A 26,587-nucleotide genomic window follows, 5' to 3' on the forward strand; every position below is an offset into this window, starting at 1 on the left:
CACTTTTCAGCCTGAAAAACATAGCGTTTGAACACGATTTTAAGGATTGAAAGGAAGGACAGGATTTTTGTCTGAAACGTAGTTCGGCGAAGCCAATTATGATTTATGTGATTTCTTTGATTTGCAGGATTTCTTTCTCCTGAAACTTAAATCGAACACGAGAGCGGAGTGCGATCAACGAAAAGCGAAGAACTACCAGCATAATTTGCCCTTGCTCCCGAAATGTTACGGGACATGCCGCCTGATTTTCGTTGGTTCTTTTTGCGTCAAGGGTAACATCCCAAACCCTTTCGGGGACAAAAAGAACAGAGAAGGGAGTTAGAAGCTACTTAAGCCAATTGATCAAAGATTTGAACCTCACTATGAAAAACGGTATCATTTTGAGCTTCAAAAGTCAATAGCAAACGGAACTGCCAACCTAAAGAGATTCCTCCTGTAGTCGGGATGACCCAAAAAAAACGGTATGCTATACAGCCAGAAAATTACCAAAAGCCCGCATTCCCTTTTCTTTCTGAATACTTTTTCCTTTCAAAACCATAGCGTTTTTTTCGTCAGATTTGGCACTTCCGGCGGAAACCTGTATTTTCAACGGTTCGAAAACGCTTTACTACTCTTTATTACCCTTTATGGCTACTACGCAAACTGAAAAAAAATCCAAACACCCGAAAGGGCTTTACTACCTGTTCTTCTCCGAAATGTGGGAGCGTTTCGGGTTTTACCTCATGCTCGCCATTTTCTTTCTGTACATGATCGATGCGCAGAAAGGCGGCCTGGCTTTGTCTAAAGCCGAAGCTTCTGATATTTTCGGGACTTTTATTGCCCTGGTTTACTTAACGCCTTTTTTGGGTGGTTTGCTGGCCGACCGGGTGATGGGTTACCGCAAAGCGATTACTTTCGGCGGTATTTTAATGGGCCTGGGTTACTGCTTAATGGCCATGAAAGGCGACCTGGCCTTGTTTTCGGCGCTGGGTCTGGTAATTATTGGTAACGGCTTTTTTAAACCGAATATTTCCACGCTTCTAGGCAATCTTTATTCCGAACCGCAATACGCCGAAAACAAAGATTCCGGCTACAATATTTTTTACATGGGCATTAACATCGGGGCTTTTGCAGCGCCGTTTGTAGCCTCTTACATGCGGAACACTTTTGGCTGGGGTTATGCGTTTGCGGCGGCCGGCATCGGGATGTTTATTGGCGTGCTTATTTTCCTGCTGGGCAACAAACACTACAAACACGTGGATGTATTGAAGCCGGTAGAGTCTAATGATATGAGTATCAGCCGGATCGTGGGCATTGTGATTCTGCCCGCTTTGCTTACCGGTATTGCTGCCTGGTTCTTTATTCCGGGCAATATTTTCGGCTCCGATTCTACCGATGCCTTCCTGTTCGGTTCCCTGCCGATCGTGTTTTTCTACGTGAGTTTATGGGCCAAAGCTTCGGATAAAGATAAAAAACCGATTGCGGCCATGCTCGCTATTTTCGGGGTTGTCATTATTTTCTGGGCTATTTTCAAACAAAACGGCACCGCTTTAACTACCTGGGCGCAGTATTATACGAACCGGAATTTACCCGATGCTTTAGAAAAACCGGCCCAGGCGCTGGGCATGGTGCAGTACGTAAACACGTCGCCGCGCACGGTAGAAGCCTACGACCAGAACTTCCGGACCACCACCGATGCCGATGGTAAAGTAGTTACCAGAGAAGGCGTGGACCCGTACCTGAACAACCTGCCCAAAGAGCAATGGCCGGCCGAGGGCGAAGACCGGCCGCTGATCTCGCCGGAATTATTCCAGAGCATCAACCCGTTCTTTGTAGTACTTTTAACGCCGGTAGTGGTAGCTTTTTTTGCCTATCTGCGCCGAAATAAAAAAGAACCTTCTACGCCGGCAAAAATTGGCCTCGGCTTGTTAATTACGGCCGCTTCTACGCTGGTGATGGTAGGTGCCGTTTTTGCCTCCGACAATGGCCTGGAGAAAAGCTCGGCCATGTGGCTGGTAGGTTCTTACGCCATTATTACCGTTGGGGAATTATGCCTCAGCCCGATGGGTTTGTCGCTGGTTTCCAAGCTGAGTCCGCCGCGTTTAACGGCTTTAATGATGGGCGGCTGGTTCCTTTCCACTTCCATTGGTAACAAACTTTCGGGCGTACTGGCCAGCCTCTGGGATATTTATGATCACAAGCAATACTTCTTCCTGGTAAACTGCGCGGGTGCTTTAATTGCCGCCCTCATGATCTTTGCCATGCTGAAATGGCTGCGCACCATCATTCAGACGCACACCGGCAAAAACTAATTTATCGGAAAGATAAAAGACGAAGGACAAAAGACTTTTTAAGCCTGAAACCCTACCGTTTTGAAATAAAGAAAGCCCCGCAGATTTGCGGGGCTTTTTTGTTAGCTTTACTTTTACCGAACCTGAAATTTCCCTTATGACTTTATTGAACACCGAAGCCGAACTAAGCGCTTTTTTTGAACAAAACGAGCAGGCTGTAATTACCTATTACCTCGAAACCGATTGCGAAGGCTGCGAAGAATTGTTACCCGTTTTGGAAGAAATTGCCGAAGAAGCGGATCAGGAAAAGATCAGCTTTGGATTAATGCTGGCGCAGCCCGGTTCCATTGCCGAAAACCTGGTAAAGCAGAAAGAAATCCCCTTCGTAGCCATTTACAAAAACGGCGAAATGATCAAATGCGGTTCGGTAAATTCGGAGAAGGAATTCCGGAAAATGCTGCGGAAGTTTTAAGAAATTGGTTCTATAACTGGATCTGCCAGATCGTGCCGTCTTTCTGCGCGTACTGCACCAAACCGTAGGTTTTATCGATGTAAAAGTCAGTGATGCTGAAGGCGTTGCCTTCTTTTTGAAGGTACGGGTTGGATATTTTATAAACCTGCCGGTAAACACTGTTGCCGGTAACTAAACTGTCCACTATAGTAACCTCCGGAAACGCGTTGGTCAGGATATCTTCAGAAGTGGAAGTGCTTTTAGAGAACCGGGAAAACGTTACCGGAAATTGTTTCGCATTGCTGAAGTCGTAAAACATCTCAGAATGATCCTGAAAACCGGTAGACTGTGCATAAACGTTGATCCTTAAAACCGGCACTTCGCCATCTTTTTGCTGGGCTAGCGTAACGCCGATGTTATTGCCATACAAGGAGGAGTAATAACCCAGATTTACGGTTTTGCCGGAAACATAGGTGCAGGCATCTGGTTGTTTCAGAACGGGCATCTGGTTGTTACCTTTGCTAAGCGTAAGTGTTTCCTGCAAGCCGGCATTGGTTCGGGCTATTTTCTGCGTGTTCGTATTATCGGCGCCGGTGCCACTGAACCAGCCTGCATAACTACTATGCATGGGCACGAGCAGATACCTTTCTTCGCATGCATCCCGCTCAAAACAGCTTGTAAGCAAAAAGCAAAGCATTACCGGAAGGCCGCCTTTTAAGATCGTGGTTTTTATAGCCTGTACCATAGTTCGTTATTGGTGAAATAGTAAGCAACCAAACCCTGCTGCCGGGTATAATAAATGCCTTTCGGGCGAATCGTAGCAGGGTCCAGGTACGGCTCGTACACTTCAATCACCTGGCGGAAAACCTGGTTGCCAACCGCTAAGGAATCGTGCAATTTTACTTGCTTAAATGCCTGAATCTTTACCGCAGCATTGCTGACCGGAACGGCAAACCTGGTTTCGCCCAGCGTGATAAGCAGTGCGTCGTCTAGCGAAGTGGTGTTTATATTTTGCGCCTCATAAGGGTCTTCCGACATGTTTTTTACGCGCTGATACGTAATATCGAAGTTCAGATTCTGGCCGGTAAATAACAGGGAGCTTTGTTGTTTCAGGTAATAATCGGAGCAGCCGCACGGATCGAAACTGGTGAAAAGGCGTTCGGTGGGCTCCGTTTTATATCCTTGCGCCTTATAAATTGCCTGAAAGCCCTGCGGATTTACAAACGTAACCGTTTCGTTGCCCTGAAAAGGAATGGCGGGTTCAGAGGCCGGATCAAGTTTTATAACCCCCAGTTCCCTGGCTTCGCATTTAGGCGCGTCATCGCACAGATCACCTCCTCCAAAACAACCTTTCGAGCTCATGCAAACCATGGCTACGAGTAAAAGGCTCAGCATATTTCTCATAAGTGCATTTCGTTACTGGTAAACCTTAAACAACTTTCCGGGTAAAAATGCTGCTTTATAATAAGTTAAATTTACAACTTTTGTTTAGAAATGCAGCCTGCAAAAATTTTCCTTTGCTTCCAGAAATTCCTGCCACATTTCCCTTACAATTTCCCCGGCCGGCTGAATCTTTTTAATGGCTGCCGCCACCTGGCCGATTTCCAGCTCGCCTTCTTCCAGATCGCCTTCAAACATGCCGCGTTTGCTGCGCCTCGAACCTAAAAGCTGGGTTAATTCTTCGGCCGAAGCCCCGCGCATTTCGGCCGCTTTTACTTCTTCGTAGAATTTATTTTTGAGCAAACGCACCGGCGTTAATTGTTTCAAACTCAGTTCCGTGTCACCTTCCTTGGCTTCCACTACTTTGGCTTTAAAATGTTCGTGTGCCGAAGATTCTTCGCTGGCTACAAAGCGGCTGCCAACCTGTACGCCATCGGCACCCAGAGCCAACGCTCCGAAAATTCCTTTTCCCGTTCCAATGCCGCCGGCCGCAATCAAGGGCAGTTTTACGGCTTCGCGCACCAGCGGAATGAGGCAGAACGTGGTGGTTTCTTCCCGGCCGTTATGCCCGCCGGCTTCAAAACCTTCGGCTACGATCGCATCTACGCCGGCTTCTTCGCATTTCAGGGCAAATTTTACGTTGCTAACCACGTGCACTACCGTAATACCGGCAGCCTTCAGGGTTTTAGTCCAGGTTTTAGGGTTGCCGGCCGAAGTAAAAACGACCGGCACTTTTTCTTCCAGAATGATCTGCATGAGCTGGTCGATATCCGGGTACAGCAGCGGCACGTTCACGCCGAAAGGTTTGCTGGTTGCCGCTTTGCATTTCTGAATGTGGATGCGCAACACATCCGGGTACATGGATCCGGCCCCAATTAAACCTAAGCCGCCGGCATTGCTCACCGCACTGGCCAGTTCCCAGCCGCTGCACCAGATCATGCCAGCCTGAATAATGGGTAATTCTATCTTGAAAAGTTCGGTAATGCGGTTCATTTGTTTAATGTGCTGATTTTTTAATGTGTTAATGTGTTGTTTTGGCATTCAAAACGCTATGGTTTTCAGCTGAAAAAGTGCGTTTTTGTCCCCTTTGGAGGGGGGAGGGGGAGGATTTTTACACTATTCGGTTTTTATCAGGAATGTGTGGTCCTCCCCTAACCCTTCGGTTATTGTAAATTGGGAACGCTATGCTTTCGGCCACCAAAAGTCTTCAATCTTGTGTCTGTTTCATGACTACCTCAAAACTTTCATGGTCACGTAGATCGGTTTTATCGGGCGGTCTTCGGGATTTACGGGGTAGTTGGCAATTTTATCGAGCACTTCCAGGCCTTCGGTTACTTCGCCAAAAACGGTGTATTGTTCATCTAAGGTAGGTGCGCCGCCAATTTCGGGGTAGAGTTTTTTCTGTTCCGGAGTTAAAGTCAGTTTCTTTTCGGCGGCAATGTCTTCCAGCTCTGGAAGGCTCACCGGCGTGCCTTGCACCAGGTAAAAATTATGGCCGGAAGATTCGCGTCTGGGGTTTACGTTGTCGTCGTAACGGGCCATGGCCAAGGCACCTTTTTTATGAAAATGATGGCGGTGAATTTCGGCGGGTACCGTGTATTGGTCGGGCGTATTTTCGAGTTCGTTGGCGTGGCCGCCTTGGATCATGAAGCCGCGCAGAATGCGGTAAAAAACGGTATTATCGTAATAACCGCCTTTTACCAGGCGAATGAAATTGGCGCGGTGTAAGGGCGTGTCTTCGTAGAGTTTCACTTTCATTTTGCCCAGGCTGGTAGAAATAAGCACCTCGGTTTCGGGGTTTTCCTGGCCATATTCCGTTAAAAATTCGCGCACCTTAGCCTTCGGAACTTCGGCTTCCAGTTCGTGGCGCAGCTTTTTCTGATCTTCGGGCGTACGTTTTTCCCGGCAACCAGTAAGCGCAAGCAGCAGCAAAAAGCCGTAAAATATTCGGTTCATGTCCAAAGATAAAAAATTGCCGTTACAGCGTTCTTTTAAATTCAGACGTATACTTTATTTTCGTAAAAAACCGTATCCTTTTTCGTATGAAAACCCTGAAATTCAAGACCAATATCAATTGCGGCAATTGCCTGGCTACCGCTAAACCGTTTCTGGATAAAATTAAAAATGTGCAGGGCTGGAACGTAGATACCACCGATCCGGAAAAGATCCTGACGGTGGAAGGCGACCACGTGGAAGCGGAAAACGTAGTGGAAATGGTGCAGATGGCCGGTTACAAAGCCGAACAAAAGAAAGGTCTGATGGATAAACTGTTCGGATAACTGTTCCGGGTTTTTCTGACAAAAATCATAGCATTTCCCGGGTTTATGCCCGAACTTTACCGCATTCTTAAAAGATTGCTTACATCAATCCCCCGAAAAACTTATGGAAAACCCAGGTTTTAAAATACACCAGTTCGAAGACAAAGGGCTGGCCCATTATTCCTACGCCATTTTAAGCGAAGGCGAAATTGCGCTCGTAGACCCGGCCCGCGATCCGCAGCCGTATTACGAATTTGCCACGCTCTACGACGCCCGCATTGTGGCCGTAATAGAAACCCATCCGCACGCCGATTTTGTGAGCAGCCACCTGGAAATTGCCACCGGCAAAGATGCTAAGATTTACGCCAGCAAACTGTTGGGTGCAGCTTACAAACACGAACCCTTCGACGACGGCGATTTCTTTCAGTTAGGAAAAATTACGCTGCACGCCATAAACACGCCCGGCCATTCGCCCGACAGCATTACCGTTTTGCTCAAAGACGAGCATGGCAAGGAAGTAGCCGCTTTTACCGGCGACACGCTCTTTATTGGCGACGTGGGCCGCCCCGATCTGCGCGAAAACGTGGGTAATGTAACCGCCAAACGCGACGACCTGGCCCGCCAGATGTACCACAGTACCCGTCAGAAGCTCATGCTCCTGCCCGAAAATGTATTGGTTTACCCGAGCCATGGCGCGGGCTCGCTTTGTGGCAAAGGCCTGAGTAATGCCAACGTAAGCACCATTGGGGCCGAGAAAATGAGCAACACCGCCTTGCAGGAAATGACCGAGGCACAATTTGTGAAATTCCTGACTTCCGACCAGCCTTTTGTGCCGAAATACTTTGGCTACGACGTAGAACTAAACAAAAGCGGTGCGCCCGATTATAACCCGAGCGTGAAAAAAGTGCCGCGCTACGAAGCCGGTTACAGCTTTGAAAAGCATGCCCTGATCGTGGATGCCCGGCCGCAAACCGCTTTCCGGAAGGGGCATTTGCCGGGCGCTATTAATCTGATGGACGGCCTGAAATTTGAAACCTGGCTCGGCTCTATTATTGCGCCCGAAGAAAAGTATTACCTGCTGGCCGAAACCGAAGAAGCGCTGGAAAAACTGATCCGGAAAACCGCGAAAATCGGCTACGAACTGAACCTGGCAGGTGCGGTGGTTGCCAATCAGCTAGGCGAAGAAACGTCTCCGGAAACTGATCTAGGCTCTTTCGAACAAAATCCGGACAGCTTTACCATCGTGGATATCCGCAATACCGGTGAGGTGAAAACCCGCCAGATCTTCCCGAACGCCATTTCCATTCCTTTACCCGAACTTCGCGAACGCCTTCGCGAGATCCCGACGGATAAACCGGTTATGGTGCATTGTGCGGGCGGTTACCGTTCGGCGGCCGGCGCCAGCATTATTCGCCAGGAAGTGAAAGACCAGCCGGTTTACGATCTGAGCGAGGCCATTACGAAGTTTTAGTTTTCAGCCTGAAAACGCTACCGTTTTTAAGGTAAAAAGTAAAAGCCGCTCCGGAAATTAAAGGAGCGGCTTTTTACTTTTTATATAATTGCTTTGCAGGCAAGGTCAGTTATAAATTGATCAATTGTTTACCCACAAGTTACGACTGCACCTAAACCCTCAGGATGAAAAGACAGAGGGGATTTTAAATTAACTGTTGATCCCCGTATTTCTTCCTTTATCTCCATGCAGGCCGGGCTTTGCTCCTGATCGCGCCTGCTTTGCAATTTAATTAACTTCACTCAAGCAACCTTCTGCACTTTAAACCGGTATCTTTCTTTCTGAAGTTCCGGATTTTCTGCAATTTCCCGATTCTAAAAAAACGCTATTAAAAACCCCTGAAAAACTATGATACCAGCCAAAGGATACGCCGCGCCCAGCGCCACCGAAGACTTGAAACCGTTCCGTTTTGAGCGCCGCGAAGTAGGCGAACACGACGTACTCATCGATATTTTATACTGCGGCGTTTGCCATTCCGATATTCACCAGGCCCGAAACGAGTGGGGCGGATCGATCTACCCGATGGTGCCCGGCCACGAAATTGTGGGCCGCATCAGCAAAGTGGGCAGTGCGGTTTCTAAATTCAAGGTCGGCGATCTGGCAGGGGTGGGTTGCTTTGTAGATTCTTGCCGCACCTGCGAAAGCTGCCAAGAAAACCTGGAACAATACTGCGAAGTGCATAACGTGGGTACCTACAACAGCCTGGAAATGGATAACAAAACGGTTACGTACGGCGGCTATTCTTCACAAATTGTAGTAGATGAAAATTATACTTTAAAAGTTTCGGAAAAGCTCGATCTGAAACGCGTGGCTCCTTTGCTCTGCGCCGGTATTACCACGTATTCGCCCATCATGCACTGGAAAATGGGCAAAGGCCATAAAGTTGCCATTGTTGGCTTGGGTGGTTTGGGCCACATGGCTGTAAAGCTCGCCGCTTCTATGGGCGCCGACGTAACGGTTTTAAGCACCTCGCCTAATAAAGAGAAAGATGCTTTTGATCTGGGGGCGCATAATTTTGCCGTTACCAAAGATCCGGAGCAGGTTAAAAAACTGAAGAATACTTTTCACTTCATAATTGATACCGTTTCGGCGCCGCACGATTATAACCTGTATTTAAGCATGCTGAAACGCGACGGCACCATGGTGTTACTTGGCGCACCGCCAGAGCCAACCCCGGTAGCTGCTTTCAACCTGATCGCGAAACGCAAGCGTTTGGTAGGTTCTATGATCGGCGGCATAAAAGAAACCCAGGAAATGCTGGATTACTGCGCCGAACACAATATTATGAGCGACGTGGAAATGATCCCGATCCAGAAAATAAATGAGGCTTACGAACGGACGCTGAAGAGTGATGTGCGCTATAGATTTGTGATTGATATGGCGAGTCTGGAGAAGGAATAGTTTTTAATGATTTATGATTAATGATTTATGGGGAAGCTGGTCTGAAAGGGCTGGCTTTTTCTTTTTAGGGTTGGTTTTTGGGGTTTTTAAGGTTGAAAGTATTGCGTTTTTCTTTTGTAATCTCGACGTCAGGAGAGATCTCATCATAATGGTAGTTTGGATAGCTGTGACTTTTGAAGCTTGAAAGGATACCGTTTTTATAGCTTGCTTCTTTTTTTAACTAATTCCCTTTTGCTTTCAAGCAAGCTTTTTCCCTCAAGCCGGGTGGCTTCGTTTCTGCGTTCGCGGCTGCAACCCTTCCTGCCCTTGCGGGCTGCCTGTGGCACCGGAAGTCTTGGAGGCCGCTCTCACAGAAACTGGTGTCGTGCTTCTTCGTAGTGAGCTTCTTTTTAGTCTACTTTTCTTCAGTCCTTGATTTCAGGTTACGCTGCGCTGGCGATAGGCGTGAGATCTGACAATGTGAAAGGGCAACTATAAGATGGTCCTCTAAATATTAGATCCTGCTCATCCTTTAATCCCTAAAATCGTGTTCAGACAAAAATCCCCATAATCAAATAAATCACAGTTCAGACTTCATAGCTGTCTGCTTTAGCTGACGGAACTCTTGCCGATCAAAGTCCTCTCCTGAATCAGGGGAGGATTTAGGTGGGGTACATTCAGTAAATTCTGATTCAAATAATATTCAATCATTCTCGCATTCATTAATGCAATGATTTGCCTAAAAAGGAGCGCTTTCCAGGAATTCGCGGTTTTCAGTTACGGTTTCGGCGGAAATAACTTCGAGTTTGGGGCTTGGTTTGGAGAGGTTGAGGAGGTATCCTGGCATAAAATGCAGGTTGTGCAGATCGTGGGTAATGCAGAGTACAGTTTTCTGGTTTTCCTGTACCCAGCTGGCCAGGAGCTTAAATACTTTCTTTTTGTGGTACACATCCAGCTGCTGCGTGGGTTCGTCCAGCAAACAAAGCTGGGCATCCTGGAGCATGAGCTGGGCGAGCCACACCATTTGCTGTTCGCCGCCGCTCAGGTCCGGGAAATTGCGCTCGGCAAGGTGACTGATCTGGAGTTTTTCGAGCAAAAAGGCTACCGTTTCGTAATCTTCGGGGGCATAGTTTTCGAAGAAGCTTTTTTTGCGGTAAGCACCCATTACTACCAGGTCTTTTACTTTCACCGGAAAGCTTACTACGTTTTTTTGCGGCAAATGCGCCAGTATTCCCTGCGCGGCCGGGTTGGATATTTTCTTCAGATCGCGGCCCATAATGGAAATAGAGCCGGAATAACCGATCTGGTGAATAAAGGTTTTGAAGAGCGTGCTTTTGCCGCAGCCGTTATGCCCGATTATGGCTACAAAAGCAGGTTCGGGAATAGAAAAAAAAAGGTTGCGGATAAGCATTTGCTCATAACCCGCAACCAGATCTTTTACTTCTAAAATCAATTTTCTTTAATTAGAAATTCAAAATTAAAAATTAGAAATGAAACTGCTCAGAGAAAACAATTTCTAATTTCTAATTCATAATTTCTAATTGAAAAGTTTAGTATTCGTCTTCGTTGAACATGAAGTCTTCTTTGGTAGGATAATCCGGCCAGATCTCTTCGATGTTCTCATACGGCTGACCATCGTCTTCCAGGGCCTGCAGGTTTTCTACCACTTCCATCGGGGCGCCGGAGCGGATTGAGTAATCGATCAGCTCGTCTTTTGTGGCCGGCCAAGGCGCATCTTCCAGGTAGGAGGCAAGTTCCAGTGTCCAATACATAGTAAATTCGGGTTAAATGAATATCGGGGTTTTAAAATGGTTTGCAAAAATAAAATTTTCTGTGAAAAAACCAAGCTATTGGGGTAAATAAGCCACCGGCTGATTTTTTAACTCCCAACGGAGAAAGGTTTATAAATGTTAGGCTGCGGCCAAAAAAAAACGCATTTTTTATAAGAACCAGTGGATGCCAGCGTGCAGGCCACCGGTTACGTTGTAGCGGAGCGTAAATTTATCGAGGTCGTAAGGGCTGGCTTGTACTTCTTCGGCGCGAATATCTTTAAAGCCATAAGCCAGGCGCAGGCCCAGCGAAAAATAAGAACTTTCTGAAAGGTCGTGCTCCAGGCCAATATCGGCTACTACGTTAAAATCCTTTTTGTTGAATTTGCCGGTTTCCGGGGTTTCTTTGTCGGCATCGGTGGTGGCCAGTAAATACGTGCCCTGGGTGTACGCGCGCGGCCCGCCGGAGTAGCTGTTTTCTATGGTGCCGCTCTGATCGAAGGTGTTTTCTTCTTCACCGCTGAGCAGGAAAGCCATCTGCCCGCCGATCTGGAATGCAAAACGGGTTTCGCCAACGCCGGTATATTTTATGAGTAAAGGAACAACTAAATAATCGAGTTTAATATTTTTTTCGCCGATCTTTTTACCGCCGTCGTTATCGTCGGTCAGCTCGAATTTAGCGCCCTGGCGGGAATAAAAGCCTTCGAGCATGAGGCTGGCATTGTCGGTAAATTTCAGGCCGATAGAAGCACCGCCCAAAGGCTTTATCATGAACTGGTGGTTGTGGTGCTCATTATTCGTCAGTTCGTTGTCTATTACGATCCAGGTATTATTAATGCCGGCCTTCAGCCCTACTTCAAAACGGTTGGTAGTGCTTGGGGTATAATCTCCCTGCGCAAAGCCGAAAGTACTGCCGCAAAGTGCGCCCAATAAAAGTAAATATTTTTTCATAGTTGTACGCAATAAGGTTTTGGAAATGAATTATTCTATGGTACTGCTATTGCGTAAAATGGTTTGCTCAGGCCTGGTTTTTTAGCCCCGAACGCTATGGTTTTGAACTCAGAAACTACAGCATAAAAAAAGTCCGGCAGCGGGGCCGGACTTTTTAAGCTTAAAACCTTAGCGTTTTACTCCTGTTCGAAACGGTAATGTATTCCAAGTTGCAGACCGCCGGTTATATTATTACGGGAGTCGTCGTAGTAATTCCAGTTTTTGGCTTCAGCTATTGCCTCGTCGCTCCGGATATCTTTAAACCCGCTATAGAACCTTATGTTTGCACTGAAAAACAGGCTATTAGTAATATCGGCTTCCATTCCGAAACCAAAGGCAAGACCAAAATCAGTTTTTTTGAAGTCTTCTTTGGTAGCCAGGGTATAAGTCCCCGCAGGGTAAGTTAAGGTAGGTACACTAAGATCAGTATGCAGATCGGTGCCTGGACCTACGTGCAACTCAGCCGTTTCATTCATTTTATTAACTTCCGAACCCTTGCTTAAGAAAGAGAACTGTGGGCCTAAGTGCATGTTGAAACGTACTGTACCGCCGGTAGTATATTTATAAAGTATCGGCAACGACCAGTACTCAAGTTTTATCTCCTTTTTTCCTACCGTTTCCTCCTGGTTTACATTGGGTTTTCTACCAATAATATCGAATTCCGCACCCATATTTTTTTTAAAAAACTCTACCTGCACGCTAGAAATCGGGTTAAACTTGTAGCCCAGCGCTACACCATACGGTGCCCAATTCCATGTGCGGTTGTATTCGTAGTTCGGGTCATCGAAAAGTTTCTGGTCTAAAACCCACGTACTGTTAATACCGGAAATAAAACCGATGTACGGGCCGCTTTGTGCGCTTGCTGACAGAAAATCCAAACTTAACAGCGTTCCGATCAGTAGAGATTTCAATTTCATAGAAGTTCAGAATTGGGGTAAGAGCCTTTTTGAGTATTGTTTATGCAACAGCATTCAGGTAACCATTCCCGATTTCAGCGCTTCCGGTTTGCCGGTTCATGCCGTTCTTTCAGAGAACTATTTAGTTCGGTATTAGTTGTGCGTTTCTAATAAAAATTTAAGGCTCTTACCGTACGGTAAGAGCCTTAAATTTTCTATCTGGCTTTAAACTCAGCGTATCTGAGTTGTTTTCCGGACCGTAAATAGCGTTTTTTACAGATCGAAACGGTAATGGATACCAAGCTGCGCGCCGCCGGTAACGTTGTTGCGCGAATCGTAATAGCCACGGCTTTCTTCCATTTCTACCCATTTATCGCTGCGAATATCTTTGAAACCGTAATAGAAACGCAGGTTAGCGCTGAAGTAGAGATTGTTGGTAATATCGGCTTCTAGGCCAAAACCAAGGGCGGCGCCAATATCCGTTGAATTGAAATTGTCCTTATCGCTGGCTACATAGGTGTTTTTATCCGGGCGGTTATATGTTCCGGCATCCAGCACGATGCTTTTATTCGGAATTTCAACATCTATTGCCGTACCAGGAGCACTGCCATAAAAAGCGATATCGGCGGCTGTAAGATCGGTGCTGTTCAGATTAGCGTTCAGTGTAGTGCGTTGGTTTATCTGGTTTACTTCTGAACCTTCGCTTAAGAAATTGAACTGCGGGCCGAAATGGAAATTGAAACGTACTTTTTCGCCGGACGTGAACTTATACAGGATCGGCACCGAAGTGTATTTTAGTTCTATCCGCTTTTCACCTACCGTTTTCTTTTCCCCGGCAAAAATATCGCTGCCTTTAATATCAAATTCCGCGCCCATGTTGTTTTTAAAGACCTCGATCTGGAAGCTGGAGCTAGGGTTCAGCTTGTAGCCGATAACCGCACCAAAAGGAGCAGAATTCCAGGTGGAGCGGTTTTCATAGTTAGGATCATCAAAAAGTTTCTGATCCAGCACCCAGGTAGAATTATAGCCTGAAATAATGCCAAGGTACGGGCCGCTTTGTGCCTGGGCCTGCAGAAAGCCAGCGCTTAGAAGGGCGGCGGCCAAAAGAGATTTCAATTTCATAAAAGAGTAATCGGAGAAAGACTTATTTTTAGATTTAGAATTATTCGGAAGCACTGGCCGCGTTCTGAGATGCATTTTCCGTTTTCGGGGCTTCGGTTTTAGCCGGCGGAGCCTCGTGGTTCAGACGTTGCTTCAGAAAATCGATCAGCTCGGTTTTGGTAGTTATTTTGCGGTTGAAATTGCGGATCTTACCCTGCAGCATGGTCCGGAACGTTTCGTTGTTCGGAATCGGGCTCAGTTTCCCCAGGTTGCCTTCCAGCACTTCAATTTCCTGTTTGTCGTATTTTATGAAATCTTTCAGGGCATTTATGCGGGCATGCGTCTGGTCGGCAAGAGTGTTTTTCTCGGCCGGCAGCGGTTTTTTGCGCATGTAATGTTCCAGGCTGCTCATTTCAAAAACCTTGTCGCAGGCAATCATGAAGCGTTCCCAAACGTAATCGCTTTCGGCGCCTTTGGCCGGACCTACCTTTTTCCAGGCGGCCTGCAGTTCTTTGGCTTTGGTGGTGGCTTCCTGCATGTTCTGCAGTTTGAGCAAAGCTTCGGCTTCCACCACCAGTTGCTTTTTCTTGTTCAGGTTTTCTTCCATGAACTTGTCTTTGCTTTCTACCTTGGTTTCGGTAATGCGGTTTTTCAGACGTTCAAAGAAATAGTTATGCGCGGCGCGGAATTTAGACCAGAGTTCGTTCGACATTTTGCGCGGCAGATCGCCGCCCACTTCTTTCCACTGGTTCTGAAGTTCTTTCAGTTTCTTGGTAGTGCCTTCAAAATCCTCGGAATTCTTCAGGGCTTCCGACTGCTCGATCAGGGCTTTATACTTATCCAGCGTGCGGTTGAGCATGGCATGCTTATCTTCGAAGAACTCTTTTTTGCGGTTAAAAAAGTGCTCTACTGCCGTGCGGAAACGTTCCTCAATTTCGTCGTTCAGGGCTTTTTCTACCGGACCGGTCTTGATCCAGTTCTGGCGCAGCTCTTTCAGGCGTTCGGCGGTCGGTTTCCAGTCAATGCTTTCCCGCAGGTCTTCGGCCTCGGTGATCATGGCAATTTTGGTGCTCAGGTTTTTGTCGCGGTTGCGGCTGATGGCGGCCTTGATCTCGTTCTCGGCGTTGGTCAGGTTTTTATGCAGCGCTTCGAAATCGCCGAGGGCATCGTACTTGCCGATCTGTTCTTTCAGGTGCAGTACTTTCATCAGGAACGAGCCTTTGTTTTCCGACTCATTGATCTTACTGATCAGGCCTTCCACTTTTTCGCGGAACTGGCTGAAGCGGTGCGCAAAATACTGCAGCGACTCGTCTTCCACCTCTTTTACCTCGCCCACTTGTCTTTCCGGATAATCCATGAAAGCCTTGAGCCACACCTGGTTGTCCCGGACGAAGCCGAATTTTTTCGCTTCTTCCAACAGATCGTTGTTTTCCATTTACTGGATAGCTATAAGTTTAGAATAAAATTTTTACAAGATTATTATTTTCCGGATATTTTCATAACCAAATGCCTATTATAATTTCCGATATTTGCCTTTGATAGTGCCGGAGAAAAAAAGTACATACGGTTTTTGCATACGCAAGCTATTACATTTAGATACTTTTGCCTGCTATTCCGCGGCAATCGGGTTTTTGGGCCCAGAATCATAGCGTTTTTTTTAGTGATTAATGAATAGTGATCAATGATTAATTGAAAAAAAAATGCGGGTTTTCAGGGCTGAAACCATAGCGTTTCTGATCGCGGATAAAACGGCTTATGGGATCGCGCGGACTTTTGGAGCTGAAATGGCTGCCGTTTTCTTTCGGGTTGTTTCAACCGCTAGTTGCTTGCTGGAGTTTTAAACCTGTTCCGGAGATGTTTTCACGTTTTCAAATCAGGAAAGCATAACCTTAAAAAAACGATCCGAAGGTTTTTTGAAAAACTGGAAACAGGATTAGCGGCTGCGCTTTGGTTTGTGCGCCAAAAATCAGGGTAAGGCAATGCCACCTTTTTTTCTTCGCCCGAAATAGCCGTATCTTTGAAGGAAGACAATTGGATTCGAAAAACGAACAACGATAAACGAAATATGAGCAACGAAACCATTATTTTCTCGATGGCCGGGGTAAGCAAAATTTACCCGCCTCAGAAACAAGTACTCAAGAATATTTACCTTTCTTTCTTCTACGGCGCCAAGATCGGCGTTCTGGGTCTGAACGGTTCGGGTAAATCTTCTTTGCTGAAAATTATTGCCGGCGTAGATAAGCAATTCCAGGGCGAAGTAGCTTTCTCGAAGGAATACAGCGTGGGTTATTTAGAGCAGGAACCGCAATTAGACCCGACCAAAACCGTAAAAGATATTATTGAAGAAGGCGTAGCCGAAACGGTTGCTTTGCTGAAAGAATTCGACCAGATAAACGAAGCGTTTGGCGATGAAAATGCTGATTTCGATAAGTTACTGGCACGCCAGGGCGAAGTGCAGGAAAAACTCGACCACCTCGGTGCCTGGGAACTGGACAACAAGCTGGAGCGGGCCATGGATGCCCTGCGCACGCCGCCAAGTGAAGCGATTATCGGCAACCTTTCCGGCGGTGAAAAACGCCGCGTAGCTTTGTGTAGATTGTTGCTTCAGGAGCCGGACGTTTTGCTTTTAGATGAGCCTACCAACCACTTAGATGCGGAAAGCGTGTTGTGGCTGGAGCAGCATTTGCAGCAGTATAAAGGAACCGTAATTGCCGTAACCCACGACCGTTATTTCCTGGATAACGTAGCCGGCTGGATCTTAGAACTGGACCGCGGCGAAGGCATTCCGTGGAAAGGCAACTACTCGAGCTGGTTAGACCAGAAAGCTACGCGTTTGTCGCAGGAAGAGAAAACCGAAAGCAAGCGTCAGAAGACCTTACAGCGTGAATTAGAGTGGAGCCGGATGAGCCCGAAAGCGCGCCAGGCCAAGTCGAAAGCGCGTTTGGGCAGCTACGAGAAAATGATGAACGAGGACGTGAAGGAAAAAGAGCAGAAGTTAGAGCTCTTCATTCCGGATGGTCCGCGTTTGGGTAACCAGGTTATTGAAGTAGAAAACTTAACCAAGGCTTTCGGCGATAAATTACTGTTCGAAAACTTAACCTTCAGCTTGCCGCCGGCGGGTATTGTGGGGATTATCGGGCCGAACGGCGCGGGTAAATCTACGTTGTTCCGTTTAATTACCGGCCGCGAAAAACCGGATGCCGGTACTATTACCGTGGGCCCAACCGTAGAAGTTGCCTACGTAGACCAGCAGCACGAAAGCCTCGATCCGAATAAAACCGTTTTTGATACCATTTCGGGCGGCACGGAAAACATGCTGCTTGCCGGCCGGCCAATCAACTCCCGCGCCTACGTAAGTAAATTCAACTTTACCGGCGGCGATCAGGAGAAAAAAGTGGGCGTACTATCGGGCGGGGAACGCAACCGCGTGCACCTGGCCATGACCTTAAAACAAGGCGCCAACTTACTTTTACTCGATGAGCCAACCAACGACCTGGACGTGAACGCGATCCGCGCCCTGGAAGATGCCCTCGAAAACTTTGCCGGTTGCGCCGTAATCATTTCCCACGACCGCTGGTTCCTGGACCGTATTGCTACGCACATCTTAGCCTTCGAAGGCGACAGCCAGGTAGTGTGGTTTGAAGGTAACTTCTCCGATTACGAAGAAGCCAAAAAGAAACGCCTCGGCGATGTGGAACCGAAACGCATCCGGTATAAGAAACTGGTTTAGTTTTTTAGGTGAAAACGATAGCGTTTTGAAGAAAAAAAAGGCAGTTCCAGGAATGGAGCTGCCTTTTTTGTTAATACCTTGTTTTGCTAACTCCAAAGCGGTTCTTTGTTCCAATTGTTTAGAAACCCTAACTTATAAACAGGAATTTCCGGATTTAAATTAATCAGAGCTAAAATTTCCTCTTTTATATGATGGCCAGGTGTTACAATATTTGACAAATAAATCAGACAGGAAATGATTAAAAATGGTTTCTTGATTTGAACATCAGTAATAGGTTTGACAAACCATTGACCGATTGGGTTTTCTAGCTCATGCTTAGGCCTTTTAACCATCGTTCTGCTCCACAGTCTGGAATGATGCGCTACAATATTTCTAACGTACGTAATTGCCTCTAGCCAACTCGATAATTCACTATGTAAATTCAACCCCATTTCACGGGCAATAATGGCCTTTTCAGGCAATTGATGCTTAAGATTTTTGTATAACTTAGATAGGGTGCCCAAGGAGGCTACTTCCAACATCTTCCATGCATCTGGTTCGATATTATTATATCGTTGCCGATGGTCTTTTATAAAAATTTCCTGACTACGGGCAAACTCTTTTTTTAATTCATCTATTGTGTTTTGGTGGTAGGTCTTGAAGGTTCCATTGGGCAAAGTAAAACCAGTATTTTCAAAAATGGAAGAATTTAAATACCATAAGCCCCCATATTGTAAAGCCAAATGATAAATCATTTTGGTACGCAACCCTATTTCAATCCTTTCGATTGCATCGAATAGAATAAGTCTGAGTTTGCGGTCAAAGTTATACCGGTCTATGATTTCCTCAAAATAGGTGTTTGGTTTTAACTGATGAGTGCCAAAATCTTCCTGCATATCCCACCAATAACCCTTAAGGCGATAATAGCTGATATTTTTAAGAAAATGCTCGGCCTGTGCTTCATTGTGAAACAACATACCTCGTTTCTTTAGCAAGACAATTTGTTCAGGTATGGTAAATGCCGGTTTATTTGCCATAGCTATAAAAAAAAATGACCCGCCTGCAGTTCTGATGGTATGCAAGCGGGTACTGTTGGTGCAAATATACGAGTTTTCTTTAAAACAGATTCTTTCCTGTTAGAGTTTCTTTATGCAGGCAATATTGTTTTCAAACTTCTATCGCAAAGGATCTTGTTACTCGATAAAAATTGCGAGATTTTGCAATAACCTCGCAATTTCAAACAGGCGCATCTAAGCTGAGCTAATTCTTCCTGCATTTTCAAACCCGAATCCATACTTCACTCAGCAAACTGCCCGTACCGTTCGGACGCGGACAGGTAATAAAACCGTACTGTTCGGAAGCGAACATCTTAGAAAAACTGGCTTTTTGTAATTCATTTAAATTCAGGATTTTAAAAACGGTATCCTTTTCTGGCATAAAAGTAGAATACCGGCTGGCGAAATAATGTATCTGCTAAATTCTTCTTTATGAAAAACTGCTATCTGCTGATTTTCGCTTTTATATGTTGCGCGCTTTCGCCAGCCTTTGCCCAGGAAACCGGTTTGCTGAAAGGAACTTTAAAAGACGGCAAAGGCAACCCGGTAGGCTTTGCAAACGTGGCTTTGGTGCTGCAGGAAACCGGCGCCGTTAAAACCGGTACCATGACCGATGAAAAAGGAAACTTTCAGTTGAAAACGCCGGCGCCGGGTACGTACTTTTTGCGCTGCACTTTTCTGGGTTTTCAGCCTGTCGAATCGGAAAGCTTTGTGGTTTCGGGTGAGAATTTCAGCAGGGATTTTGGGGTACTGGTGCTGAAAGAAGATGCTCAAACGTTGAAAGAAGTAACCGTGCAAACCATGCGGCCCACCATAACCACTCATCCCGATAAAATGGTGATGAGCGTGGAAGGAACTGCCATGGCAGCCGGCAGCAGCGCCTACGATATTCTGACCAAAGCGCCCGGCGTTTGGCTGGACCAGGACGGCAACATTCAGCTGAACGGAAAAGCCGGCGTGCAAGTAATGATCGACGGCAAACTGACGTATTTGAGCGGGAAAGAATTGCAGACGTTCCTGGAAGGCATGTCGGCGGATAATATCAAAGACCTGGAAATTATTACGAATCCTTCGGCCAAATACGACGCGGAAGGCTCAGCCGGAATCATTAACCTGAACCTGAAAAAGAACAGTTTGTCGGGCTTTAACGGTAGCGTTTACGCAGGTTACCAGAACAATACCATGCACGGATATACTTATGGCGGCAACCTGAATTACAAGAAAGGCAAGTGGAGTTCTGCGGCCATGCTCGATGTTTCGCGCCGGACCCGTGTGCGCACCAATACCATGCACCGGGCTTTTAACGAGGAAGGCAACATTACAACGTTAATGCAGAAAGGCAAAGAAGGCGGCGCTACGTTTATACCTAATCTGCGCCTGAGCACCGATTATGAAATTTCGCCAAAACACAGCCTCGGCGTTATGGCTAACCTCACGTACCAGGACCAGGAAACCGACTTCGATACGGATTCTTACCTGCGCACCGGCTCTCCGGAAAATGACCTGTTCATCCAGGCCCGAAACCATACGCAGAAGAAATTCGGCAACGGCACGTTTAACCTGCATTACAGCGGCAAATTAGATACCCTGGGAAGTACGCTTTCGGCGGATCTCGATTACGCCAACCTGCTCTTCAAAGGCAGCGGCGATTTCCGGAATTACTACCAGCCGGCCGATCTTTCTGGACCCGCTTTTTTAGATCAGTTGGGTAGCAATAATCCTTCGGGTTACCAGATATGGTCGGCGAAAACCGATTACGCGCGTCCGGTATGGAAGAATGGCAAACTGGAATTAGGCGCCAAGGCCAGCCACGTAGTTTCGGACAATGATCTGCAGTTTTACCTGGTAAAAGACGGCCGGAAAACGCCGGATCCGCTGCGCAGCAATCACTTTATTTACACCGAAAATATTTATGCCGCTTACACGAACTTCCAGAAAACGCTGTCGGACAAAATTCAGGTGCAGGCGGGCTTGCGCGCCGAACAAACCGTGGCGGAAGGGCATTCGGTAACGCTTAACGATACCAAAGACCGGAAGTATTTCGGGTTGTTTCCGAGCGTTTTTTTGCAGCATAAAGTCAGCGACAAGTATCAGCTGAACTACAACTTCAGCCGCCGCCTGGACCGCCCCGGTTACAACAGCCTGAACCCGTTTATTTTTTACCTCGATCCCTATAGCTGGGCCAAAGGCAACCCGGATCTGAAACCGCAGTACACCAACTCGTTCCAGATTACGCAAACCTATAAAGATGCGTATTCTCTGATCTTGGGTTACGCCAACACGGCCGGTTTTATGGCGGAGATCCCGTTGCAGAACAATGAAAATAAAACCACGGAATTTCAAACCCGCAACGTCGATAATTTCGAAAACGCGAATGCTACGCTGGTCTTGCCGGTAAAAATTTCGCCGAAATGGGAGGTGAGCAATAACCTGAACCTGGAGTACCAGAACTACACGATCTTCCTGGCCGAAAAGCACCGCCAGAATGAACAGGTATTTTTCTTTGCCCAGTCGAACCACAGTTTGCAACTGCCGAAAGATATCCGGCTGGAAGTGAATGGCGGTTACCAGGGACCTTCGGCTTACGGTTTGTATAAAATTGAACAGAACTGGTGGGTAGATGCCGGTCTGAAACGTTCTTTTATGAAAAACCAGCTGGACCTATCGGTAAACGTAACCGACATTTTCAAAACCCGTTGGGTAGTTGGCGCAGCCAATTTCGACGGCAACATCAACGCCTTCGATCAGTATTTCGGCATGCAAAGCTTTCGGGTAAACCTGCGCTACCGCTTCAGCCGCGGCGAAAAGTTTGAACTGAAACGCAGAAATAACAGCCTGGAAGAATTGCGCCGGACGGGGAATTGAGTTTTTTAGGGCAAAGCGGTAGCGTTTTGGGGTGAAAAAGTAAAAGGCGGCTTTAGGAATGGAGCTGCTTTTTTTATTGAGAAATGATTTGTTAGAATATATTATTGAGTTAAACTTGAATTCTATCTAAATGATTTAGTTATACATGAAGAATATTGCTGTTGCTTTGTGCTTTCTTTTTATAATTGGCTGTAATTCAAAAGAAGGAATTACTGAGACACGAAAAAATGATGAGATTCAAAATGAATCGTCAAATCAAAAGCAAAAAGTTGATTCCACAATTAAACATTTTTTGATTTGGTACAGAGATAACTATAAAGAGTTGTCGCAAATTGATTTTGCTACCAAGGAAAAGAATGATAGATATTATGTAGTTAATTTCGACAATGTGAATCTCTTTATTGAGAAACTTAGAGCTAGTGGTTACCTTTCAGATGCTTACTTAGCCAACTTAAAACAATATTTTAATGATTGTAATAAGAGCTTACTGGAAGAAAAAATCGAAGAAGGTGAAATTGATTGTTTAGGATTTGATTTAATTTTAAATACCCATGAAATTGACGAAAGCCTTTCAAAAGTGGAAACTGCAAAAATTCGTAATACAATTCTGAAATCTGATAGCGCAACTGCAAATATTGAATTAGTCTACAAATTAAAGTTTGCCTTATCAGAAAATTCCAGCTTTTGGAAAATAGATAAAATTGAAGCGTTACCTGATGACGCTTTTTAGTGCTAAAATATTTATCTCCGCTGTTTGTAGTCTTCCGCAGGAGGACTGCAAACTTTAAATGAAAAAGGAAGTCTCTGACTTCCCCGCGCTATCACCAACTTTCCAGAAATGTTTGTCCGCGTGGAGCAGCGCCGTCAGAGACGGCTTGTTTGATTAATGCTTTGCAGTCGTCCTGCGGAAGACCCTGCTGGCGCGAGCTTGTAGCTCGTGCCTTTTTTATTTGCAGAAGTTTAAATGATCACGAGCTACAAGCTCGCGCCAGCAAATAAGCAAGCAAAAAGAATAGCAGACTTTTTGCCAGTTTAAGCGTAATTTTGCATTCCCAAGATTATGCTTTCTCCAACCCCAAACTACTTCCAAACCAAACGCAGCCTTTCCGAAATAAAAACGGAACTGCTGCCGGCGTATTTCAGGGTTTGGGCGGAAACACAGACTTCAGAAGCATTGCTTTTAGCTGATCTGAATATCGGAAGCGGTTTCGAAACGAACGGTGAAAAAGCAGCAGCTTTGCAAATTCAGGAAACTTACAAGCAAGCCGAAAACGCTACGGAAAATGAAGCAAAAACTGTAAAGCTGTTTCTAAGCGATGCGCCTAAAACCAACCTCGAAAAGCTGAAGCAAAATCTGGAAATTCCGGCGGAAGAAGAAGGTGAAGAAGAACCAAGATTGCCGGGAAATATTACGCTTTTAACTGAACCGGAAGCCTGCGAAACGCTAGGAAAAACACTTGAAAAAGTCGCAGGTTTAGTGGTGGCCGATCCGTTCAGTTATGCGTCGGCGCAGGAAATTATTGTGGAAGCGATTGCCAAAACCAATGCCGACTTGTTCCTGCTTTTCGATTTTAAGAAGCTGGAGAAGAGTTTTTCAGCCCCAAACCCTAGCGTTTTTACAGAAATGCTTTTCGGCGAAGCACTTCCGGCAATCAAAACGAAACTTCAGCTTCAGAAAAGCCCGAAACTGAAAGAACAATTTTTAATGGAAGAACTGGGAAAAGCTTTCCGGAAACAGGCATTTCATCCGCTTACTTTTAAAATAAACGCACCGGGGAAAGGCGGAAATACGGCATATTTGGTGCTGGCCGGCAAAACCGCAGCAACTTATTTTCAGGCGAAGGCATTTTTGCAAACCTATTCCGAATTTCAGGAAGATGGCGTGCCTTTGTTCGGGGTAAATTTAAATTACCAGCCCAGCAGCATTCCCGGCTTTTCGGATTTTTTGAACCCGTTCAGTCTTACCAATTTAACGCAGGAACTGGCGCAACGGAAAAGCGATTTTCATTACCAGGCCATCCGGGAAGTGTATGAAGCGCACAGCATTGCTACAAACTATATTCTGGCGAATTACCTCACGGCTTTCCGGAATTTGCAGAAACAGGAAAAGGTAAACCTGGTAGATGCCAGCAACAAGAAATTAACTAAGATTACGCCGGAAGCGGTCGTTTTTTACCGCCTGCATAGCAAATAGAATGATGATTCCGATAGGGCTTTTTAGTTCCGTACAAGTTTAGGGCATTCTGAGCTTGTAGAAGAAACTAACGGGTACTGCTATGGAATTTGAGCGAAACAAGAAATTCCTATCGCTCAAGGTCTGAGATTAGTTTTCGTGCGGGTTCGGTACGCGTTAGCTCCCTCGGCAAGCTCGGGATGACCGGATAATATATAGTCCTCCCCCCAACCCCTCCAAAGGGGGCAACCCGATCCTAATTTAGCAGCAACTTTTCCAAAACCGCTTGCTTAAGCCAACCCATTTCGGCCGGATACGTGTATGCAAAGCAAGCTTTTCGGGATGAAATATTCTTTACTTTTTCTGCTGTTTTTCCTACCGTTTTTCGTGGCCGGCCAACACGTGCGCGGCAAGGTGTACGATGCGCAAACCCGGCAACCGTTGTCCGGTGCCGCCATTGCGATTATCGGTTCTGCCAGCGGTACCCTTACCGATGAAAGCGGAATTTTTACCCTTACTTTTTCGGGCGAAAATGATACCGTTTTGGTGCAACTAGTGGGCTACAGCTCGCTGCGTATCCCGGTTTCCGGAACGTTTCTCGAGATCGGGTTGCAGCCGGTAGCAAAAACGGTTGGAGAAGTAATCGTGCGCGGTTATGAGACGAATCAACCTTTACTGAGAACGGCGGGCGCTATTGGTTTGCTCACGCCCCGCGAACTGCAACGCTTCAACCAGAATTCTTTGGTGCCTGCGCTGAATACTATACCCGGCGTGCGCATGGAAGAACGCGCTACGGCTAGCTACAGAATTTCTATAAGAGGCTCCAGTTTGCGGGCGCCGTTCGGGGTGCGGAACGTGAAAATGTACCTGAACGGAATTCCGCTGGTAGAAGCGAACGGTACCTTGCCTTTGAATCTGCTCGATGCCGCCACAATTAACCGGGTAGAAGTGCTGAAAGGTCCGGCGGGCAGCGTGTACGGGGCGGGAACCGGCGGCACCATTTTGCTGCACACCATGCAACCGGAAGCCGGCGAAAGCAGCGTGGCGGTGCAAGGGATGGCGGGTTCTTTTGGGTTGCAGAAATACGCGGTTACAGCCACGACCGGTGGCGAAAGATCGGGCCTATTGGTGCGCTACGATAAGCAGAAACAAGATGGCTACCGCGAACACAGCGCCATGAACCGCGATGTGGTTTTACTGGCGGGCAATTTCCGCCCTTCGGAAAAACAAACCTTCAACTTTCACACGTATTATTCCAAACTTTTTTACGAACTGCCCGGTGCCTTAACCAAAGAGCAATTCGACGAAAACCCGAGGCAGGCACGGCAGCTGAACAAAGACCAGCACGCTTCGCTGAACCTGAACGGCCTGAATATTGGCCTGAATCAGGATTATGCTTTGGATGAAAACTGGAGCAATTCAACCTCCGTCTTTGGCGTGTTCAGTTTTCTCGACCATCCGTTTACCAACGATTATGAACGCAACACGAACCAGGCATTTGGCGCAAGGACCAAAACTACTCTTCAAACCAATCTGGGCAACGTATGGTCGCGGTTCAGTCTGGGGGCCGAAGCGCAACGCAGCTTTGTGAATTCGCGGCATTACCAGAATAATAAAGGCATGGCTGGAATTCTGTCTTTCGACGATGAAGTGACCGCACAGCAGGGTTTTATTTTTGCCCAAGCCGAAGCCGATCTGCCCGGGAATATTACGGCTACGCTGGGCGGCAGTGTTTCGGCGTTGCAATATGAACTGAACCGCGTTTCGGATATCACCCAAACCAACGTTGGCCAGCATAAGCGCAGTTTTGAGCCGCAATTTTCCCCGCGGCTGGCGCTGGTTAAATTATTGACTGAAAAAATAGCCCTGCACGGCAGCATCAGCCAGGGTTTTTCGGCGCCCACAGAAGCGGAGATCCGGCCTTCGGACGGGAGTTTTAATTCTTCTTTACAACCCGAGCGCGGCACGAATTACGAACTTGGTTTCCGGGGAAGTATTCTGAAAGAAAAGCTGCATTTCGATGTGGTGGGCTTCTGGTTCAGGCTGCAGGAAACGATCGTGAGCCGGAGTACTGAAAACGGCGTGGTGGTTTTTCAGAATGCCGGGCAAACCAGACAGCAGGGCCTGGAAACCAGTCTGACTTATGAAATTCTGAACGATACAAAACGCTATGTTTCCGGGCTTAAAATCTGGAGCAGCCACGCGCTGAACCATTTCCGCTTTCAGAATTACCGGCAAAACGAGCAGGATTTTTCGGGCAATAAACTTACCGGCTCACCTGGGCAAACCTTAACCTCGGGCCTGGATCTGGAAACCCGCAGCGGCTTTTACCTGAACATCACCTCGTATTATTCCTCCGAAATTCCGCTCAACGATGCCAATACGGTTTTTGCCGATAGCTATTTGGTGGCGGGCGCCCGAATAGGTTTCCGGCGGCAGTTTTTCAGGAACTTTCAGGCTGAAATTTACGGCGGAGTGGAAAACGCAACCGATGAAAAATACAGTTTGGGCAACGATCTGAACGGTTTCGGCAACCGGTATTTTAACGCTGCGCCGGGCCGGTATTTTTACGCCGGGCTGCAGCTTAAATGGAATTACGCCGGCAAATAACCGAGTTTTCCTTGTTTCCGGCCCGTTTTAAATAGCTTTGCGTATCTTCGCTTTTTCAGTTAAAATCAATAGCGTTTTTTACCGTTTATGCGCCTTAGTCCCAATTTTCG

At 46.7% G+C, this 26,587-nt stretch carries 22 protein-coding genes; 10 read left to right on the forward strand and 12 right to left on the reverse strand.

The window, feature by feature from the left end; translation table 11 throughout:
- Positions 1-626 precede the first annotated feature (626 nt).
- Entirely contained in the window at positions 627-2,291 is a 1,665-nt protein-coding gene (locus I5M27_RS09475) for a peptide MFS transporter (RefSeq protein ID WP_200505973.1), read from the forward strand.
- Between the two features lie 136 nt (positions 2,292-2,427).
- Positions 2,428-2,742, forward strand: a complete 315-nt coding sequence (locus I5M27_RS09480) for a YbbN family protein (RefSeq protein WP_200505974.1) — start codon at positions 2,428-2,430, stop codon at positions 2,740-2,742.
- A 10-nt stretch (positions 2,743-2,752) separates the two neighbouring features.
- Here the strand turns inward: I5M27_RS09480 and I5M27_RS09485 are convergent, their stop codons facing one another.
- The 4 genes from I5M27_RS09485 to I5M27_RS09500 all read right to left on the reverse strand — a co-directional run bounded on the left by I5M27_RS09485 (position 2,753) and on the right by I5M27_RS09500 (position 6,117).
- A complete protein-coding gene (locus tag I5M27_RS09485) occupies positions 2,753-3,466 on the reverse strand; it encodes a hypothetical protein (protein ID WP_200505975.1) in 714 nt (237 codons plus the stop codon).
- Positions 3,451-4,125 (reverse strand): hypothetical protein, encoded by a 675-nt coding sequence (locus tag I5M27_RS09490; protein WP_200505976.1) that lies wholly within the window; start codon positions 4,123-4,125, stop codon positions 3,451-3,453. The genes I5M27_RS09485 and I5M27_RS09490 overlap by 16 nt, the downstream gene beginning before the upstream one ends.
- An 84-nt stretch (positions 4,126-4,209) precedes the next feature.
- Entirely contained in the window at positions 4,210-5,202 is a 993-nt protein-coding gene (locus I5M27_RS09495; protein WP_234462469.1) for an NAD(P)H-dependent flavin oxidoreductase, read from the reverse strand.
- A 189-nt stretch (positions 5,203-5,391) separates the two neighbouring features.
- Positions 5,392-6,117 carry a peptidylprolyl isomerase gene (locus I5M27_RS09500; protein ID WP_200505977.1) on the reverse strand — a complete coding sequence of 242 codons (726 nt, stop codon included), beginning with the start codon at positions 6,115-6,117 and terminating at the stop codon, positions 5,392-5,394.
- 86 nt (positions 6,118-6,203) lie between these two features.
- Here I5M27_RS09500 and I5M27_RS09505 point away from each other — a divergent pair, with 86 nt between their 5' ends.
- The 3 genes from I5M27_RS09505 (at position 6,204) to I5M27_RS09515 (ending at position 9,330) form a co-directional block, all read left to right on the forward strand.
- Positions 6,204-6,440: a heavy-metal-associated domain-containing protein gene (locus I5M27_RS09505; RefSeq protein WP_200505978.1), complete on the forward strand. Its 237-nt coding sequence runs from the start codon at positions 6,204-6,206 to the stop codon at positions 6,438-6,440.
- Between the two features lie 103 nt (positions 6,441-6,543).
- A complete protein-coding gene (locus tag I5M27_RS09510) occupies positions 6,544-7,890 on the forward strand; it encodes an MBL fold metallo-hydrolase (protein WP_200505979.1) in 1,347 nt (448 codons plus the stop codon).
- Between the two features lie 387 nt (positions 7,891-8,277).
- On the forward strand, positions 8,278-9,330 hold the full coding sequence (locus I5M27_RS09515; protein ID WP_200505980.1) for an NAD(P)-dependent alcohol dehydrogenase: 1,053 nt from the start codon (positions 8,278-8,280) through the stop codon (positions 9,328-9,330).
- 718 nt (positions 9,331-10,048) lie between these two features.
- Here the strand turns inward: I5M27_RS09515 and I5M27_RS09520 are convergent.
- From I5M27_RS09520 to I5M27_RS09545, 6 genes are all read right to left on the reverse strand, one after another.
- Positions 10,049-10,762 (reverse strand): ABC transporter ATP-binding protein, encoded by a 714-nt coding sequence (locus I5M27_RS09520; protein ID WP_234462470.1) that lies wholly within the window; start codon positions 10,760-10,762, stop codon positions 10,049-10,051.
- A gap of 97 nt (positions 10,763-10,859) precedes the next feature.
- Positions 10,860-11,081 (reverse strand): DUF2795 domain-containing protein, encoded by a 222-nt coding sequence (locus I5M27_RS09525; protein ID WP_007652164.1) that lies wholly within the window; start codon positions 11,079-11,081, stop codon positions 10,860-10,862.
- A 168-nt stretch (positions 11,082-11,249) separates the two neighbouring features.
- Positions 11,250-12,029 (reverse strand): porin family protein, encoded by a 780-nt coding sequence (locus I5M27_RS09530; RefSeq protein WP_200505981.1) that lies wholly within the window; start codon positions 12,027-12,029, stop codon positions 11,250-11,252.
- A 176-nt stretch (positions 12,030-12,205) separates the two neighbouring features.
- Positions 12,206-12,985 carry an outer membrane beta-barrel protein gene (locus I5M27_RS09535; RefSeq protein ID WP_200505982.1) on the reverse strand — a complete coding sequence of 260 codons (780 nt, stop codon included), beginning with the start codon at positions 12,983-12,985 and terminating at the stop codon, positions 12,206-12,208.
- A gap of 252 nt (positions 12,986-13,237) precedes the next feature.
- Entirely contained in the window at positions 13,238-14,086 is an 849-nt protein-coding gene (locus I5M27_RS09540; protein WP_200505983.1) for an outer membrane beta-barrel protein, read from the reverse strand.
- Positions 14,087-14,126: 40 nt separating this feature from the next.
- The gene (locus I5M27_RS09545; protein WP_200505984.1) at positions 14,127-15,500 is read right to left on the reverse strand and encodes a DUF349 domain-containing protein; all 1,374 of its coding nucleotides are present in this window, start codon (positions 15,498-15,500) and stop codon (positions 14,127-14,129) included.
- A 630-nt stretch (positions 15,501-16,130) separates the two neighbouring features.
- Between I5M27_RS09545 and ettA the strand changes: the two genes are divergently transcribed.
- On the forward strand, positions 16,131-17,795 hold the full coding sequence (ettA, locus tag I5M27_RS09550) for an energy-dependent translational throttle protein EttA (protein WP_200505985.1): 1,665 nt from the start codon (positions 16,131-16,133) through the stop codon (positions 17,793-17,795).
- 86 nt (positions 17,796-17,881) lie between these two features.
- On the opposite strand, the gene I5M27_RS09555 is transcribed toward ettA, so the two are convergent.
- Positions 17,882-18,856, reverse strand: a complete 975-nt coding sequence (locus tag I5M27_RS09555) for an Abi family protein (protein WP_234462471.1) — start codon at positions 18,854-18,856, stop codon at positions 17,882-17,884.
- A gap of 196 nt (positions 18,857-19,052) precedes the next feature.
- On the reverse strand, positions 19,053-19,211 hold the full coding sequence (locus I5M27_RS09560; protein WP_200505986.1) for a hypothetical protein: 159 nt from the start codon (positions 19,209-19,211) through the stop codon (positions 19,053-19,055).
- A gap of 50 nt (positions 19,212-19,261) precedes the next feature.
- Here I5M27_RS09560 and I5M27_RS09565 point away from each other — a divergent pair, with 50 nt between their 5' ends.
- The 4 genes from I5M27_RS09565 (at position 19,262) to I5M27_RS09580 (ending at position 26,477) form a co-directional block, all read left to right on the forward strand.
- Complete coding sequence (locus I5M27_RS09565; protein ID WP_200505987.1) at positions 19,262-21,694, forward strand: outer membrane beta-barrel protein; 2,433 nt, start codon at positions 19,262-19,264, stop codon at positions 21,692-21,694.
- 145 nt (positions 21,695-21,839) lie between these two features.
- Complete coding sequence (locus tag I5M27_RS09570; protein WP_200505988.1) at positions 21,840-22,424, forward strand: hypothetical protein; 585 nt, start codon at positions 21,840-21,842, stop codon at positions 22,422-22,424.
- A gap of 330 nt (positions 22,425-22,754) precedes the next feature.
- Positions 22,755-23,888, forward strand: a complete 1,134-nt coding sequence (locus tag I5M27_RS09575; protein ID WP_200505989.1) for a class I SAM-dependent methyltransferase — start codon at positions 22,755-22,757, stop codon at positions 23,886-23,888.
- Positions 23,889-24,209: 321 nt separating this feature from the next.
- Entirely contained in the window at positions 24,210-26,477 is a 2,268-nt protein-coding gene (locus I5M27_RS09580; protein WP_200505990.1) for a TonB-dependent receptor, read from the forward strand.
- Positions 26,478-26,587: the final 110 nt, after the last annotated feature.

It is taken from the genome of Adhaeribacter terrigena, from assembly GCF_016623615.1.
GTDB classification, from domain to species: domain Bacteria; phylum Bacteroidota; class Bacteroidia; order Cytophagales; family Hymenobacteraceae; genus Adhaeribacter_A; species Adhaeribacter_A terrigena.

Coding starts and splice junctions, on each gene's coding strand:
- I5M27_RS09475 (WP_200505973.1), top strand. CDS start 627: ATGGCTACTACGCAAACTGAAAAAAAATCCAAACACCCGAAAGGGCTT.
- I5M27_RS09480 (WP_200505974.1), top strand. CDS start 2,428: ATGACTTTATTGAACACCGAAGCCGAACTAAGCGCTTTTTTTGAACAA.
- I5M27_RS09485 (WP_200505975.1), bottom strand. CDS start 3,466: ATGGTACAGGCTATAAAAACCACGATCTTAAAAGGCGGCCTTCCGGTA.
- I5M27_RS09490 (WP_200505976.1), bottom strand. CDS start 4,125: ATGAGAAATATGCTGAGCCTTTTACTCGTAGCCATGGTTTGCATGAGC.
- I5M27_RS09495 (WP_234462469.1), bottom strand. CDS start 5,202: ATGCCAAAACAACACATTAACACATTAAAAAATCAGCACATTAAACAA.
- I5M27_RS09500 (WP_200505977.1), bottom strand. CDS start 6,117: ATGAACCGAATATTTTACGGCTTTTTGCTGCTGCTTGCGCTTACTGGT.
- I5M27_RS09505 (WP_200505978.1), top strand. CDS start 6,204: ATGAAAACCCTGAAATTCAAGACCAATATCAATTGCGGCAATTGCCTG.
- I5M27_RS09510 (WP_200505979.1), top strand. CDS start 6,544: ATGGAAAACCCAGGTTTTAAAATACACCAGTTCGAAGACAAAGGGCTG.
- I5M27_RS09515 (WP_200505980.1), top strand. CDS start 8,278: ATGATACCAGCCAAAGGATACGCCGCGCCCAGCGCCACCGAAGACTTG.
- I5M27_RS09525 (WP_007652164.1), bottom strand. CDS start 11,081: ATGTATTGGACACTGGAACTTGCCTCCTACCTGGAAGATGCGCCTTGG.
- I5M27_RS09530 (WP_200505981.1), bottom strand. CDS start 12,029: ATGAAAAAATATTTACTTTTATTGGGCGCACTTTGCGGCAGTACTTTC.
- I5M27_RS09535 (WP_200505982.1), bottom strand. CDS start 12,985: ATGAAATTGAAATCTCTACTGATCGGAACGCTGTTAAGTTTGGATTTT.
- I5M27_RS09540 (WP_200505983.1), bottom strand. CDS start 14,086: ATGAAATTGAAATCTCTTTTGGCCGCCGCCCTTCTAAGCGCTGGCTTT.
- I5M27_RS09545 (WP_200505984.1), bottom strand. CDS start 15,500: ATGGAAAACAACGATCTGTTGGAAGAAGCGAAAAAATTCGGCTTCGTC.
- ettA (WP_200505985.1), top strand. CDS start 16,131: ATGAGCAACGAAACCATTATTTTCTCGATGGCCGGGGTAAGCAAAATT.
- I5M27_RS09560 (WP_200505986.1), bottom strand. CDS start 19,211: ATGCCAGAAAAGGATACCGTTTTTAAAATCCTGAATTTAAATGAATTA.
- I5M27_RS09565 (WP_200505987.1), top strand. CDS start 19,262: ATGAAAAACTGCTATCTGCTGATTTTCGCTTTTATATGTTGCGCGCTT.
- I5M27_RS09570 (WP_200505988.1), top strand. CDS start 21,840: ATGAAGAATATTGCTGTTGCTTTGTGCTTTCTTTTTATAATTGGCTGT.
- I5M27_RS09575 (WP_200505989.1), top strand. CDS start 22,755: ATGCTTTCTCCAACCCCAAACTACTTCCAAACCAAACGCAGCCTTTCC.
- I5M27_RS09580 (WP_200505990.1), top strand. CDS start 24,210: ATGAAATATTCTTTACTTTTTCTGCTGTTTTTCCTACCGTTTTTCGTG.